Consider the following 15,131-nt stretch of genomic DNA (forward strand, 5'->3'; position numbering starts at 1 on the left):
ATATTTTTAAGGGCGATCCGACTTTGGAAGTTCAGTCATGACCTCTGCCATAATCCTTTCACCCTTTGGTTTCTTTTTGTCACACGCCATCGAAATAAAGGCATATATACCTATCAGAACGATTAGCACCATTTGAGAGCCATGTGCCACAAAAGCAAATGCCCCCGCCTCGTTACCGGTTATGCCATAATAGGACAACCCGGCAATTACAGCAAAATGCCACGGCCCGATTCCGCCCTGCACGGGAAGTAACATACCCAAACTACCCAATACATAAAGCAACAAGACCGCCGAGACCGTCAAATCTTCCATACCGGGGAAAGCGAATATGCAGACATACAGTTGCATAAAATAACAGAACCAAATAAACAGGGTATAGAATACGAACCAAAATTTCCCTCTCATCGTAATAATCGAGGCAAAACCGTCCCAGATGTTGGCCATAAAATTCTTTATCTTCAATACAATCTTGCTCCGACTGTTCGTATAGAAAAACCAAACGACAGCGACAATACATACAAAGATTCCAACATAGAGCCACACCGAAGTCAATACATTCATCACCCCTGTTTCGATAGAAGGATTCTCATTCAAAAATTGACGGAACGGCTTCATTTGAATCATGAATACCGCAAACGTAAGCATTGCGAGCATTATCGTATCGGAGAGACGATCGGAAACCATAGATCCCAATACTTTCGTAAATGATGCCTTTTCTCGCTGGGCCACATAACCGCAACGCCAAACCTCTCCCAACCGGGGAAACAACAGATTCATGGCATACGTGCCGAAAATAGCGTTTATCAAAACCCGCATCGACGGGGTTATATTCAACGCTCGCAACTGCAAACGCCAGCGAAACGCACGGGCAATATGGCTGAATGCTGCAATAACCATAGATAGGATAATCCAAAAATAATTCACATCTGATTTGAGGATTTGAAAAATGGTATTCATATCCAATTTCTGGTAGACATACCAAAACAACCACACACCACAAAGCAGAGGAAGCAGATATTTTACAATATCCCGTATTATCCTTTTCAATTTTCCCGTTTTAAAAATTTGTTATACTTTTGTAGGTTGCAAAGATAAAGGTTTATCTTCAACTTTGTAGCTGGCAGAGGTATGAAAAATCTCTGTGAGAAAAAATTTATTGACTGACAACTGAAACAAACCCTTCATGAGCTACATAGTTAGACCTAAAAAATCGTTAGGGCAGCACTTTCTCATCGATTTGAATATCGCACAAGCCATTGCCGATACGCTCGACAATTACAAAAATACCCCCATACTTGAAGTAGGCCCCGGCATGGGAGTCTTAACTCAGTATCTCCTATCCAAAGGACACGATTTGACAGTCGTCGAACTCGACCATGAATCGATTGAATATTTACAAGAAAATTTTCCCGAATTGAAAGGACACATTTTAGAAGAAGATTTTCTAAAACTCGATTTATCGAAGTTGTTCTCTGGAAATTTCTGCGTTATAGGAAACTATCCCTACAATATATCCAGTCAAATATTTTTCAAAGTACTCGAATACAAAGATCATATACCTTGTTGCAGCGGCATGATTCAAAAAGAAGTCGCCGAACGAATGGCTGCCCCTCCGGGCAGTAAAACTTACGGTATTTTGAGTGTATTGCTGCAAGCTTGGTATGAAATAAAATATTTATTCACAGTCCCCGAACACGTATTCAATCCCCCACCGAAAGTCAAATCGGCAGTCATCAAAATGACACGAAACCAAGTCCGGCAATTAGGTTGTAATGAACCTCTATTCAAACGAATCGTAAAAACCGCATTCAATCAAAGGCGAAAAACCATGCGGAACTCATTAAAAAGTATGGTCGGACAAGATTGTAAAATATTGGCAGAACCGATTTTCAACGAACGCCCCGAACGGCTATCGGTCAAACAATTCATAGATTTGACAAATCTATTGGAAAGTTACATTATAAAATGAATAATCTACCGGAATATTTACGGAAACGACATTCCGGTCTCAAAGTATAAGGAGGGAAAAACATGGATAAATTTACACCCGAATATATCCAAAATGTTCAGCAAATCATTAAAAACGACGAAAAAGACAAAGCCCGTGAATTACTGAAAGATTTGCACCCGGCCGATATAGCGGAACTATATCAACAGCTGAACCTCGATGAAGCAGAGTATATCTACATGCTTTTAGACGGGGAAAAAGCGGCAGATGTACTTCTCGAACTAGATGAAGACGATCGGGAAAAAATGTTGAAACAACTGCCAAGCGAAGTCATCGCCAAACAGTTTATCGACTACATGGATTCCGACGATGCCGTGGACCTCATTCGGGAAATGGACGAAGACGCTCAGGAAGAGATCCTCTCCCACATCGACGACGTAGAACAAGCCGGAGACATCGTTGACTTGTTGAAATACGATGAAGACACCGCCGGTGGTCTCATGGGTACAGAAATGGTTGTCGTAAACGAAAATTGGAGTATGCCCGAATGCGTCAAACAAATGCGGATACAAGCCGAAGAGCTAGGGCAGCTTTATTATGTCTATGTAGTGGACGATGACGACAGATTGAAAGGAGTTTTCCCCCTAAAAAAAATGATTACCAATCCCTCTGCCTCAAAGATAAAGCATGTCATGCGTAAAGACCCTGTATCGGTAAAGACCGATACTCCTATCAATGACGTAGCTATGACTTTCGAAAAATACGACTTGGTAGCCGTACCGGTGATAGACAGCATCGGACGTTTGGTAGGGCAGATTACGGTCGACGACATCATGGACGAAGTTCGTGAACAATCGGAACGTGAATATCAATTGGCATCGGGTTTGTCCCAAGACGTGGAATCGAACGATACTGTTTTCACTCAAACGGCAGCCCGGCTACCGTGGCTGCTCATCGGTATGGTCGGAGGGTTGGCAAACTCGGTAATCTTAGGAAATTTTGAATCGAACATCGCTAAAAATCCGGCCACAGCACTCTTCATACCGCTGATCGGCGGTACAGGAGGAAATGTGGGAATACAATCATCGGCCATCGTAGTACAAGGTTTAGCAAACGGTAAATTAGATTTAAAAACAGCAGGGAAACAATTATTCAAAGAATTAGGCGTAGCCCTAATCAACGCCTGCATGATATCCCTACTCGTATTCGTTTACAACTGGTTTTTCCTTGACAATATAGCGACTACGGTATCCGTATCGCTTTCCTTGTTTGCCGTAGTGATTTTTGCCTCCATTTTCGGGACTCTCGTCCCTTTAACCCTCGAACGATTCAAAATAGACCCAGCCATAGCCACAGGGCCTTTTATCACCATCACCAATGACATTATAGGTATGCTCATTTACATGAGTATCAGCTATGCGCTCTCTATATAAACCCCTATTTGAATAAAATATCGCTATCAACCGTAAAATTCTGCCAGTTATTTGTATTTTTGCACTTTTCGATTTAACCGACACAAGCTCAAAAATGAAAAGATACGTATTAAATATATCCGATTTACAAGACATTGCACCCCAGTTCAAAAGCGAAAGTGGAACCAAGATTCTCAAATACCTTTTCAACCTTTGCAAAATCAACGAGATCAATGCTTTGTACGATCGCTCCTGCGATTATCGGGGAGCAGCATTTTGCAATTCTATTATAGACGATTTGGACATCACTTGCCAAATCGACCACGAAGAGAAACTCGATAACTTACCCGAAGGTGCTTTCATCACAGTCTCGAATCACCCGTTCGGAGCACTCGATGGCGTTATTCTCATCAAACTACTTGCCAATCGCCGCCCCGACTACAAAGTCATGGTCAATTGGATATTGAACCATGTCGAAGCCATGTCCGACAATTTCATTGCCGTAGACCCCTACTCCAATCCAGACAGACGAAAAGTCTCCCTCAATGGAATAAAAGAGGCTCTACTTCAAGCTAAAAACGGACATCCTCTCGGCTTTTTCCCCGCCGGGGCTGTCTCTAAACTAAGATGGGACCTTCGCATTGAAGATAGAGAATGGCAATCCAGTATAATCAGATTGATTCAGCAATTAAAGAAACCCGTCGTCCCCATTTTCTTTCATGGACATAACTCGCTATTTTATACGATATTAAGGATATTCAGTTGGAAAATGTGCGCCATGCGATTACCTGCCGAAGTATTCAAAAAAGAACACAAAACTATACGCATCTCTGTGGGAGACGCCATTTCTCCCGAAACGTTGGCTCAATATCCCACCATTAAAGAATTGGAGAAATTCTTAAAGCAAGAAACCTATAAATTGAAAAAACGATAATAACTATAAATTTACAAAGGAATCCGTTTTAGTGTAACAATCACTAAAACGGATTCCTTTTCTTCTGTCGTGGCAAAATCTCTACCTATAAAAAGGAGCCATAATCATACGGCTCCCGATTTCGCCCCGTTCAAAACCTATCCGAATTTATTCCTTTACCGGGATAAAAGTAAAATCAAACTCATAGGATTCTAACGGCAGCCAATAGACAGGCAGCACACCCGGTCCGCAAGTCGCAGTTCCTACCCCAGTTTGTGCAGCATCCACATGGACTGTCACTTCACCGTCAAAATTCAGGTCATTGATATGTGTAGCAGCTTCGATGTTTATATCCGAGTAAGGTAATACACTGAACTGGAACGGTTTGTCGGAAATTATTTTCCAGCCACTACCCTTTTCTCCGGTTAACGCCAGCCAACGGGTATCTATGCGATTACCGGTAGACTGGGGCATCACATAATAATGAAACATAGCGAAAGGCGAAGTCTCATAAATTCCTATCTTCCCGGCAGCCCTATCTACATAGTTCTCAAAATCACCCCGACCTAAATAAGTCACATCGCAACAATTCGCCACAGGCATACGGAATGTCAATCCCACCCGAGGCAATGACTTCACGATAGCTGTATCGGGAGTAAAGACAGTATTTATCTTTAACATACCCTTCCGATCCAATGTATAGACAAAGCTCCCGGTTCCTATCTCATTGTCTTTTGCGTTGAGAACAGAAACATCGACCGTAAAACCATTCTTAGAGGGCTTTATCGATGTCACTTTCTGGGAAATTTTATCCAACCCCGCTTTCTTCCAAAGCATGCCTCCATGTTTGTCTTTTTTGTCATTCTCGGTCAAAGGTCGATATAGCGATAGTTCCACCGGTTGTGAAAGCCATTCTTCACCTCGATATTTATATGAAATCAATGCACCTGTCTCAGGAGAAACCGTAGCTGATACTTTATCGTTAAACCACGTATATCCGTCTCTTTCTAATTTTGTACCTGACGGTAAATCTATTTTTGCTTCATATTTGGAATTGGCAAGAAGTACAAACTGGTCATATGCCACTTCACAATTCGTGTCCACAAAAGCCGAGGCTTGATTAGGAGTCCAACTAAGATTCAGATAGGCCTCCTTCACATCACGAGGCAGTTTCACTTTCCCAAGAACAATCTCTACCGTCTCGTGCGGGGCACAAGCCGTTATCACCTCTCCCTGAGCCAATATGTTCCCGTTATCGGCGGTCACATTCCAATGCAAAGTATAATTTTTCAAATCGGTAAAGTCATACCAATTCTTGACCGTAACCGTCAAATTCTCGTTATCTATCAAACGAGATTTGATATATTGATATACTTTTTTCACTGCAAACAAATGAGGATGTGGTTCCCGGACAGCATTTACCAACCCATTACAACAAAAACTACCAAAAGAAGGGACACCCTCGGGACCATAATCCCCTCCGTAGCTCCAATACCACCGACCGTCGGAATCTACCTCTCGGAAAGATTGATCCACCCAATCCCAAATACAACCGCCCTGAGCCATCGGTTCTGACTCGAAAACGTCCCAATAATCTTTCAATCCCCCCACGCTGTTACCCATAGCGTGAGCATATTCACAAAGAATGAAAGGGCGATAAATATCCGGTTGTGCAAGATAAGCCTTTATCTCGTCTATACTACGATACATACGGCAATAAATATCGGTATTGAAATTTTGTTCTGCCCGTTCATATTGTACCGGACGGTTAGTCTCCACCGATTTCAGCCACTCGTAAGTTTTCTCAAAATTAATCCCATTACCGGCTTCATTACCCAACGACCAAATCGTAACCGAAGGATTATTCTTTGTCCGCTCATACATACGGCGGGTGCGGTCCATGTGTGCACTCAACCACGATGTATCCTTAGCCAAAGTCGCCGGACCGTACCCCATTCCATGAGATTCGATATTCGCCTCGTCTATAACATAAAGACCATACCGATCGCACAACTGATACCAATAGGACTGATTAGGATAATGGGCACAACGCACTGTATTGATATTATTTTGCTTCATCAGTTGTATATCTTTCAACATCAACTCTTTACTAACCGTACGGCCCTGTTCTGAGAACTCGTGTCGATTCACTCCTTTTACCAACACAGGGACTCCATTGATACAAAAACGACCATTCTTAATCTCAGAGGTTTTAAAACCCACGGGACACCCCGTCGTTTCTATTACTTGCCCCTGCTCGTCTTTCAAATCGACAACCAACGTATAAAGATAAGGATGCTCGGCATTCCACGGTTTAACATCAGGAATAATCGCATCAAACGATACGATACTGTCTCGCACCGGAGAACCGCCGTCCTGTGCGACCATTCGATGATCGGCATCGAATAATCCATAATGAACCGTTATGCCGTGTCGGCCTTTCAAACCACCTATATGCACGTCCAAAGAGAACTCCCCATCTTTATACAAATTTTTATCCAACGGAGAAACCACTTTATAATCGGCAATATACTCTTCGGGAGTGCTATACAGGTAAACATCGCGTTCGATTCCACTCAATCTCCACATATCCTGACATTCGAGATACGCCCCCGCACTCCAACGATAAACTTCGACAGCGAGTGTATTCTCACCCTGTTTCACCTTATTAGTAATATCCCATTCAGCCGGGGTTTTGGAATCCTGATTATATCCCAAAAGCTCCCCATTGAGCCACACATAATAAAAAGAAGTAACACCCTCGAAACACAAGACGATACGACGTCCTATCCAAGATTCAGGCAAAACGAATGTACGGCGATAAGAACCGACCTCATTATCCTCATAGGGAACAAAAGGAGGGTTTTTCTTAAAATGAAACATCGGATCGTCAAACTCGTATGTCTCATTCACATATATAGGGATACCATAATTCTGGCATTCCCAGTTCCCCGGAACCTGTATATCATTCCAGCCACCGGTATAAAAGTCAGGACGGTAAAAATTCACCGGACGCTTATCGGGATTCCGTACCCAATTGAATTTCCACGTGCCGTTCAAGCTCATATAATAAGGAGACTGTTCATAGTTTTGTGCCCGCACGCTGTTTATATCCCCCTCTTTATACGGCCAAACATAAGCATGAGGAGCCAATTTATTCAAGCCTATGGCATATTGGCTCTGCCACTCCGGTGTCTCTACCCGAGCGAAAGTCTTTCCCAACGGGCACAACAACATACAAATCAAAAACAGGATATTATTTTTCATCATCTTATTCTTAAAATGGATATATTTCAACAAATTTTTTCCGTTATCATTTAAGCGGAAGAGCAACTCGCCCGTCTTTTATTTCCAATAATTTCGCTGCTAATTCTTCGACGACATCGGGATATTGTTCGGCTACATTTTTCCGCTCTCCCAAATCCTTATGCAAATTGTACAACTGGGGAAGAGAACTATTACCGGTTTCAATACCGACATTTTTATTGAATGGTTCTCCTTTTCCGGGTTCTATATACTTCCATTCGCCGGAAGTAATCGATAAATTATTTTGTGCATTCTGTTCAACCAAATAAGGACGCCCCTCGGCTTCTTTTCCCAACCACGTATCTAAATAATTCTCACTATCAGGAGCAGCCCCCTCGGGTAAATCGGTTCCCAGCAACGAGGCAAACGAAGCGAACCAATCAATTTGGCATACCAACGCATCCGAAACGGTTGGCTTCACTGTCTCTACCCAGCGAAGAATACAAGGGACTCTGGTCCCGGCCTCATAAGAACTATATTTACCACCCCTAAAAGGCCCTCCGGGTTTATGTTCTCCCAATAGCTCCACAGCCTTGTCTTCATATCCGTCGTCTACAACCGGGCCGTTATCGCTCGACAAGATAATAATTGTATTTTTATCTAATCCGTTTTTCTTCAAGGCCGATAAAATCTCACCCACACTCCAATCGAACTGCAACAAGACATCTCCTCTCGGCCCCATACCCGATTTCCCGGCAAAGCGTTCATTAGGAACACGGGGGACATGTGCATCCTGCGTGGCAAAATAGAGAAAGAAAGGTTCGTCCTTATGATTCTCGATAAACGAAACGGCTTTGCTTGTAAGCTCATCGGCAATTTGGTCGTCTTTCCACAACGCAGATTTTCCGCCCTTCATATATCCAATACGAGAAATGCCATTGACGATACTTTGGTTATGACCATGCGAAGGATGCATAACCAATAAATCAGGATTCTTTTTCCCCGTAGGTTCTCCCGGAAAATTCTGCTTATAACTGACATAAATAGGATCTTCCGGATCAAGATTTACAACCGCCCCATTCTCTACGAATACACAAGGGACTCGATCGCCCGTAGCGGCCATAATATAAGAATAATCAAATCCTATATCGGCAGGATTCGGCGACAACCGTTGATTCCAGTCTTGTGTCCCTTTTTCATCTCCGAGTCCCAAATGCCACTTACCGACAACCCCGGTAGCATATCCGGCATCTCGGAACATATCGGCCAACGTGTATCGTTCGGGACGGATAATCATTCCCGCATCCCCATCGGCAATACCCGTACCTTCCCTACGCCATGCATATTCGCCGGTCAACATCGCATAACGGGAAGGTGTGCTGGTAGCCGCAGCACTATGAGCATTAGTAAATCTCACTCCCTCGGTAGCCATGCGTTGCACGTTCGGGGTATTTATAGTCTTAGATCCATTACAACTTAAATCGCCATAGCCTATATCGTCGGCATAGATGAACACGACATTCGGACATTGCGGCATCTCCACGTTCCCTCTCTTTTCGGCTTGTCCCGAAATTGGGAGTGCCATTAACGGTAATATCAACGGTATCGATTTCATATCTATTTTTCTACTAAAATAAACATATTTTTTTACACTTTCCCTCGAACAGGCCATTTATTTACAACCGGAGAAAAAAGTATTAATTATTTTAATTTACAATCAACTCATCGAAATACATCCATATCTTCTGATCCTCACGTATATCTCCGATGGGACAAAGTCCGGGATTTTCCATTTCGAGCTTCAAGTATCGGGCATTCAAATCCAACCCACTGAAAACGGCATCTTCCACGGCTGTACGATTCTTAAAAATATCCTCCTGAGAAAAAGTAATCTCTCCTACCGGAACGAATGTTTTTTTATTATTCGATACAGATAACCGAATTAGCGAAGGTTTATGAACGGCCATTCCAGAGTTAGTGATACACCCTATACGAACTTCTTTCACCGGAGTCCTTTTTCCCATATCCAGAACAAACGATGCATCTTCGTCATACCACCCGGCCCATTCAAAATCGGTATGACGCAAACTGCCTCTAACACCATTGGTCAACACATATCGTTTTTCATTCGAAGCCAATACCTCTTTTCCCGTAGCCTTGTTCCACTGTAAATCCAGGAGTAAAGTCTCCCCCATTTTCTCTCCGTTCATGAAAGTCGCGGCTTTTATACAGGTCGTACTCTTTACCGTCAAGGGCGAAGCGTAAAGACTCGACGATGCGACAGGTTCCGTTCCATCTTCGGTATATCGGATTTCTACATCAGGCCTAATACACGAAAGCTCCACCATCAACTTTTTCCCCTTTGGGGTAACCTTATGATCTATATTGTACATCGAGCGGGCACAAGTAATGTCCATTGCCTCGATATGAGGCAAAACCTTATCGATCCTTTTCAAAAAATCGCACCAGTCTTTTGTCCCTTTTTTTGCCCAAGCGATGTCAGACAACGCCAATAACCGAGGGAATAACTGATATTCCACATCATCGGGAGAATTACAAAATTCTGTCCACATCGATGCCTGTACCCCCATCAACAAATCCTCATAAACAGGGTTCCAGTCCTCTTGAACGGGCTCATAAGTATATACGTCTTTTAATGTATTATTTCCGAAATAGGTCAAAGGCTCAAACCACTGAGGCCCCTGATAGCGAATAAAGTAAAGAATCCTAGCAGGCGTCATAATAAACCGATGCCCTTGTGCGGCAGCTTTCAACGCCGCTTTTCCAAAACCTTGCCAACCATAAATAATCGCACCTTCGGGCAATGTGCTGTTCGTTAATTCGTCCCAACCCATCACTTCTTTACCCTTGCTCCTTACATAATTGCTCATACGAGTCATGAAATAGCTCTGCAACTCCTCGGTATGTTCTATATGCTCGGCCTCCATGCGAGCCCGACATTTCGGACACTTCGCCCAATTTACCTTCGAGGCTTCGTCTCCCCCCAAATGAATATACTTGGAAGGGAACAGTTCCGACACTTCGTCAATTACATCTTCCAGAAACGAAAAGACACTGTCATTACCGGCACAATAAACGATCTCTGAATTTTTACCACCGATACCGGGCAACACACCGATAAAACGATCTACGACCGGGCATGCCAATTCAGTATAAGCAGCCAATGAAGAGTTCGTATGAGCCGGCATCTCTATTTCGGGAATAATCTCGATTTGCCGTAATGCGGCAAATCGAATAATCTCTCTCATATCGTCCTGAGTATAATACCCTCCGACAGAGACAGGTTCGCCTTCCTCTTGATTCCTACGATTCGGAAAAGGCTCGTCGCGTTTCACCCGCCAAGCTCCCACTTGCGTCAATCGCGGATATTTTTTTATCTCCAATCGCCAACCGTTATCATCGACCAAATGCAAATGTATCTTATTTATTTTCAAAAACGAAGCTGCATCTATAATCTTCAATAAATTGTGCTTAGGCATGAAATACCGCGATACATCTATCATAAGCCCCCGATAACCGAACCGAGGACGATCGTTAACAGTCATCACAGGGATTTTATACTCCATCGTTCTATTCTGCTTCTTGCCCTCTACCACACCTACCGGCAATAGTTGGCGTAGCGATTGTAAAGCATAAAAGAATCCGGCATCGCCCGCAGATTCTATTAGAATTTTTTCCGAGGTAACGATCAAATTATATGCCTCATCGGGCAAAGACGTAACTGTTTTCAATCGTACATCGGCCGTTTCGGAACCGATCATAATGCTAGGTATAAAACCGGTCTGCCGCCCCAATAGAGTTACAAAGTCGGATACCATACGTAACTGAGATTCATTTTCAACCCCGAACTTCATATCGGCATTGAAATAGAAATATCCCTCACCTACCGAATACTCTGCTGGAACCGGAACCACAGGTAAAAAGGTATTTGCGACCGGAGCTCCTATACAAAAAGATGCACAAAACCAAAAAGAGCCTAAGACTAACGCTTTTCTTATCTTCATATTAACCATTCACCGTTTTATTCATTCACCAATAGGAAATTCTTTCAAAATAGGGTCGTCATACTGGACTTGCAGTCGCTTCAACTCTTTCATCAAATCGGCTGTAACCTGCTCGGTTCCCTCTTGTCCGAAAATATTGTGCATCTCCATCGGGTCGTTTTGCAAATCATACAACTCCCACACATCTATATCGTTATAGAAATGTATCAATTTATACCTATCGGTCCTAACGCCGTAATGACGTTTTACCGCATGCTCTGCCGGATATTCATAGAAGTGATAATACAGAGAAGTTCTCCAATCGGCAGGCGACTCTCCTTTTAACAACGGGAGCAACGACACCCCCTGTATATCGGAAGGAACAGAAACACCCGCCAGTTCGAGGAATGTCGGAGCATAATCTATATTCTGCACCAATTGAGGAATGTCTCCTCGCTTATCAAAACCTTCTGGAAGACGCATAATCAAAGGGGTACGCATTGACTCTTCATACATGAAGCGTTTATCGAACCACCCATGCTCTCCCATATAGAACCCTTGATCCGAAGTATATACGACAAGCGTATTATCGAGCAATCCTTCCTTTTTCAAGTAGTCAAGTACCTTTCCCACATTGTCGTCCAATGACTTCACCGTCTTAGCATAATCCCGCATATAACGTTGGTATTTCCAACGTACCAAGTCTTCACCCTTCAAATCATCTTTATAAAATTTATCGATAATAGGAGTATAAAATTTATCCCATACAGCTTTCTGAGCCGAATCCATACGCCCATAAAATTGTTCGTATAACGACTTTAAAGGAGTTTCCTTATCAGATCGCTGCATTTTCAAATCGTAAATCAAATCCATATCCTTTGCAATACTCATTTCTTGCGAAGCGGCAGCCAAACGACCATCATAAGTATCGAAGAAATTTTCGGGATAAGTAAACTCCTTATCTTCATATAAATTCAAATCGCAAGTATCGGCCATCCAATTGCGGTGTATCGCTTTATGATGGATAAAAAGACAGAAAGGTTTACTTCTATCCCTCTTGTTTTGTAACCAATCGAGACTCTCGTCTGTGATGATATTGGTCACATATCCCCTTTTATTCACGGTATCATTTGTCTGCGTAATAAAATCGGGATTATAATAATCGCCTTGACCCGGCAGAATTTCCCAAAAGTCGAATCCCGTAGGCAATGTTTCCAAATGCCATTTCCCGACAATAGCGGTTTGATAACCAGCCTGCTGCAACAGTTTCGGCATGGTCTGCTGAGTTCCATCAAATTTACAGGTCGTATTATCGGTAAACCCGTTTTTATGGCTGAACTTCCCGGTCAACATACAAGCCCGGCTCGGCCCGCTGAGCGAGTTAGAAACAAAACTGTTGGTAAATCTCACTCCATCTTTCGCTATGCGGTCGAGATTAGGAGTCTCTATATACCGTGTATCATAACAACTCATCATCTGAGACGTATGATCGTCGGTCATAATATAAACGATATTCAATGGTTTCTGTCTACTCTGACAAGAAACGAGACCACCCAATACAGCAAAAGAAGCCGCCGTGTAAAAGAAATTAGGACTGATCGATTTCATAAGCAACGGTATAATATTATATAATTTTATATGACACAAATATAGCACAGGAATACAATTTACGACACATCGAATCGTGTACGAAAGTATTCCACAAAACACTTTGTAAAATAATGAATGCCCGGAAAAACCGAGTCATTCATTATTTATACGGTATATCAATATCCGAAGTTTTGGTCTGCGGCCGACAATCCGTCGTTAGCACTTAATTCGGAATGAGGAATCGGTAAATGCAGATTCTTTTTCAAGAAACTCTCGTCGCTCACTTTTCCATAGAACGTCGCATCCTCTCCGAAATAACGATCTCTAAACCTTTGATCCGGATTGTTGTGTTGAGCCTCTCCTTCACAATGCTCGTAAGTTATATCATGACGGTTCACGATTTCCAATGCCATTTTCAAAGTCTCCGTTCCCCCTCGACGTATATCGAAATACATCTCGGGCTCGGCAGCCAACTCAAACAACCGTTCATAAAATATTTTCTTACGCATTTGGTCTTTGGACAATCCACTGGGGAAGTCAACCGGTTGCGAAGCTTCTGGCGAAACCGAAGTACGTGCCCTTCTCAAAACCTCATTTACCAGATTGGCAGCTCTATCCGTTTCATCTAATTCGTTATACACATCGGCCATTAGCAACAAAAAGTCGGCATAACGGTACAATATGATATTGTTGTTGCTCTGTTGCGCTTGACAATTAAAATCGATCTGTTTTTTCCATAAAGGCCACCCGGCATGATCACCCACCGACGTCGCAAACTGTCCCACCAAATTAACGACATTCTTTTCGCCTGTCGTCGTATTCTCGGTGTAAAACTGTTCCTGCAAAACCGTCAATTCCTCTACGGTAGGGTTAGTAGGATCGGCCATCTGGTCATACGGGATATAAGCAACTGCATCCGCTACACGGCTCGTTGATTTGGTCTTATACGTCTTATATGGATAAGTATATACCGAATCACTTATCAAGTGATAAGAACTGCCGTTTTTCACATCGTACCACCGAGTCAAAAACGTAGCATCATACCGAGGATCTCCCGGATAAGTTCCACGGAACAGATCGTGAAATGCTTTGGTCGAACGGATACGCTGATAAGCCGTACCCGGCGATGCATTGTCGGCAGCAAAAATCCAATTCAATCTATTCCAAGAATAATCCGACGAAGTAGTAAAATTCAACTGGAAGATAGATTCCGGCGAATTCTGTACATGGTTTACAAAAAGATCGGAATAACGGCTTTGCAATGAATACTTTCCATAAACCAAATCGCACCAGAATTTGGCATCTTCTAAATAATCGGCTTTGCGGTCGGCCAAATCGGGATTACACGAAAGCATCCAATTTAGTTTGGCCAAATAAGCGGCAACTCCCAACTTATCGATATATCCGTCAACGTGTTCGCCATTCTCCGGCAAATTGTCATACGCATACTTCCAATCGATGAAAATCTGGCCGACAACGTCGATAAAAGACGATTTCGGTTCCGAAATCGCATCATGCGCCGACGGTTCGATCCGCAAAGGAACATCACCCCACATCATAGAAAGATAGTAATAACACAACCCGCGAATAAACGAAGCCTGCGCCGTGTAGTTTTCTTTCAGATCTTCACTCAACGAACCGTTATTCATATTCACGATGAAAGTATTACATTCCTGTATAGCTTTGTACAATCCTCGCCAAGCCCACAGCACGGCATCACCGGCCGTAGTGGCATTCAACGAAGCGTAACGGTCCGGTTCCGAACCATTTGTCTGCGACCACGAGAGCCCCGATGACCCCACTGACATTTCATAAACACCCTGTCCGAAACAGTCTTGTGTCGTCAAATAGCCATAACAAGCATTCAACGCCTGCTTAGCGGTCTCTTCCGAATCGAATATAACGGTATTATCCACAGAGTACTTGGGATTCTCGTCGAGCCAGTCTTCACAAGAAGAGAAAGTGACACCCGTCACTATTCCCAAGACAATTATATATTTTAGCGATTTCATAAATTA

General features: G+C 43.0%; 9 protein-coding genes. 3 read left to right on the top strand and 6 right to left on the bottom strand.

All coding sequences use genetic code 11. From position 1 onward, the window contains the following. Window positions 1-6 precede the first annotated feature (6 nt). A complete protein-coding gene (locus NBH06_RS01545; protein ID WP_021892039.1) occupies window positions 7-1,047 on the bottom strand; it encodes a lysylphosphatidylglycerol synthase transmembrane domain-containing protein in 1,041 nt (346 codons plus the stop codon). A 136-nt stretch (window positions 1,048-1,183) separates the two neighbouring features. Between NBH06_RS01545 and rsmA the strand changes: the two genes are divergently transcribed. The 3 genes from rsmA (at window position 1,184) to NBH06_RS01560 (ending at window position 4,294) form a co-directional block, all read left to right on the top strand. Beyond that, entirely contained in the window at window positions 1,184-1,969 is a 786-nt protein-coding gene (gene rsmA, locus NBH06_RS01550; RefSeq protein ID WP_250792458.1) for a 16S rRNA (adenine(1518)-N(6)/adenine(1519)-N(6))-dimethyltransferase RsmA, read from the top strand. 62 nt (window positions 1,970-2,031) lie between these two features. After that, window positions 2,032-3,381, top strand: a complete 1,350-nt coding sequence (gene mgtE, locus NBH06_RS01555) for a magnesium transporter (RefSeq protein ID WP_008860987.1) — start codon at window positions 2,032-2,034, stop codon at window positions 3,379-3,381. Window positions 3,382-3,475: 94 nt separating this feature from the next. Continuing rightward, entirely contained in the window at window positions 3,476-4,294 is an 819-nt protein-coding gene (locus NBH06_RS01560) for a lysophospholipid acyltransferase family protein (RefSeq protein ID WP_008860988.1), read from the top strand. Window positions 4,295-4,441: 147 nt separating this feature from the next. Here NBH06_RS01560 and NBH06_RS01565 read toward each other — a convergent pair whose 3' ends face one another. The 5 genes from NBH06_RS01565 to NBH06_RS01585 form a co-directional block, all read right to left on the bottom strand. Next, window positions 4,442-7,543: a glycoside hydrolase family 2 TIM barrel-domain containing protein gene (locus tag NBH06_RS01565; RefSeq protein ID WP_462976637.1), complete on the bottom strand. Its 3,102-nt coding sequence runs from the start codon at window positions 7,541-7,543 to the stop codon at window positions 4,442-4,444. A 43-nt stretch (window positions 7,544-7,586) separates the two neighbouring features. Beyond that, window positions 7,587-9,104 (bottom strand): sulfatase family protein, encoded by a 1,518-nt coding sequence (locus NBH06_RS01570; RefSeq protein WP_407934805.1) that lies wholly within the window; start codon window positions 9,102-9,104, stop codon window positions 7,587-7,589. A 121-nt stretch (window positions 9,105-9,225) separates the two neighbouring features. Further along, a complete protein-coding gene (locus tag NBH06_RS01575; protein ID WP_250792461.1) occupies window positions 9,226-11,544 on the bottom strand; it encodes a beta-N-acetylhexosaminidase in 2,319 nt (772 codons plus the stop codon). 21 nt (window positions 11,545-11,565) lie between these two features. Beyond that, complete coding sequence (locus NBH06_RS01580) at window positions 11,566-13,131, bottom strand: sulfatase family protein (RefSeq protein ID WP_195330346.1); 1,566 nt, start codon at window positions 13,129-13,131, stop codon at window positions 11,566-11,568. Window positions 13,132-13,289: 158 nt separating this feature from the next. Continuing rightward, window positions 13,290-15,125, bottom strand: a complete 1,836-nt coding sequence (locus NBH06_RS01585) for a RagB/SusD family nutrient uptake outer membrane protein (RefSeq protein ID WP_046410984.1) — start codon at window positions 15,123-15,125, stop codon at window positions 13,290-13,292. Window positions 15,126-15,131: the final 6 nt, after the last annotated feature.

It is taken from the genome of Barnesiella sp. B2-R-119, from assembly GCF_023656675.1.
In the GTDB taxonomy this organism is placed as follows: domain Bacteria; phylum Bacteroidota; class Bacteroidia; order Bacteroidales; family Barnesiellaceae; genus Barnesiella; species Barnesiella intestinihominis.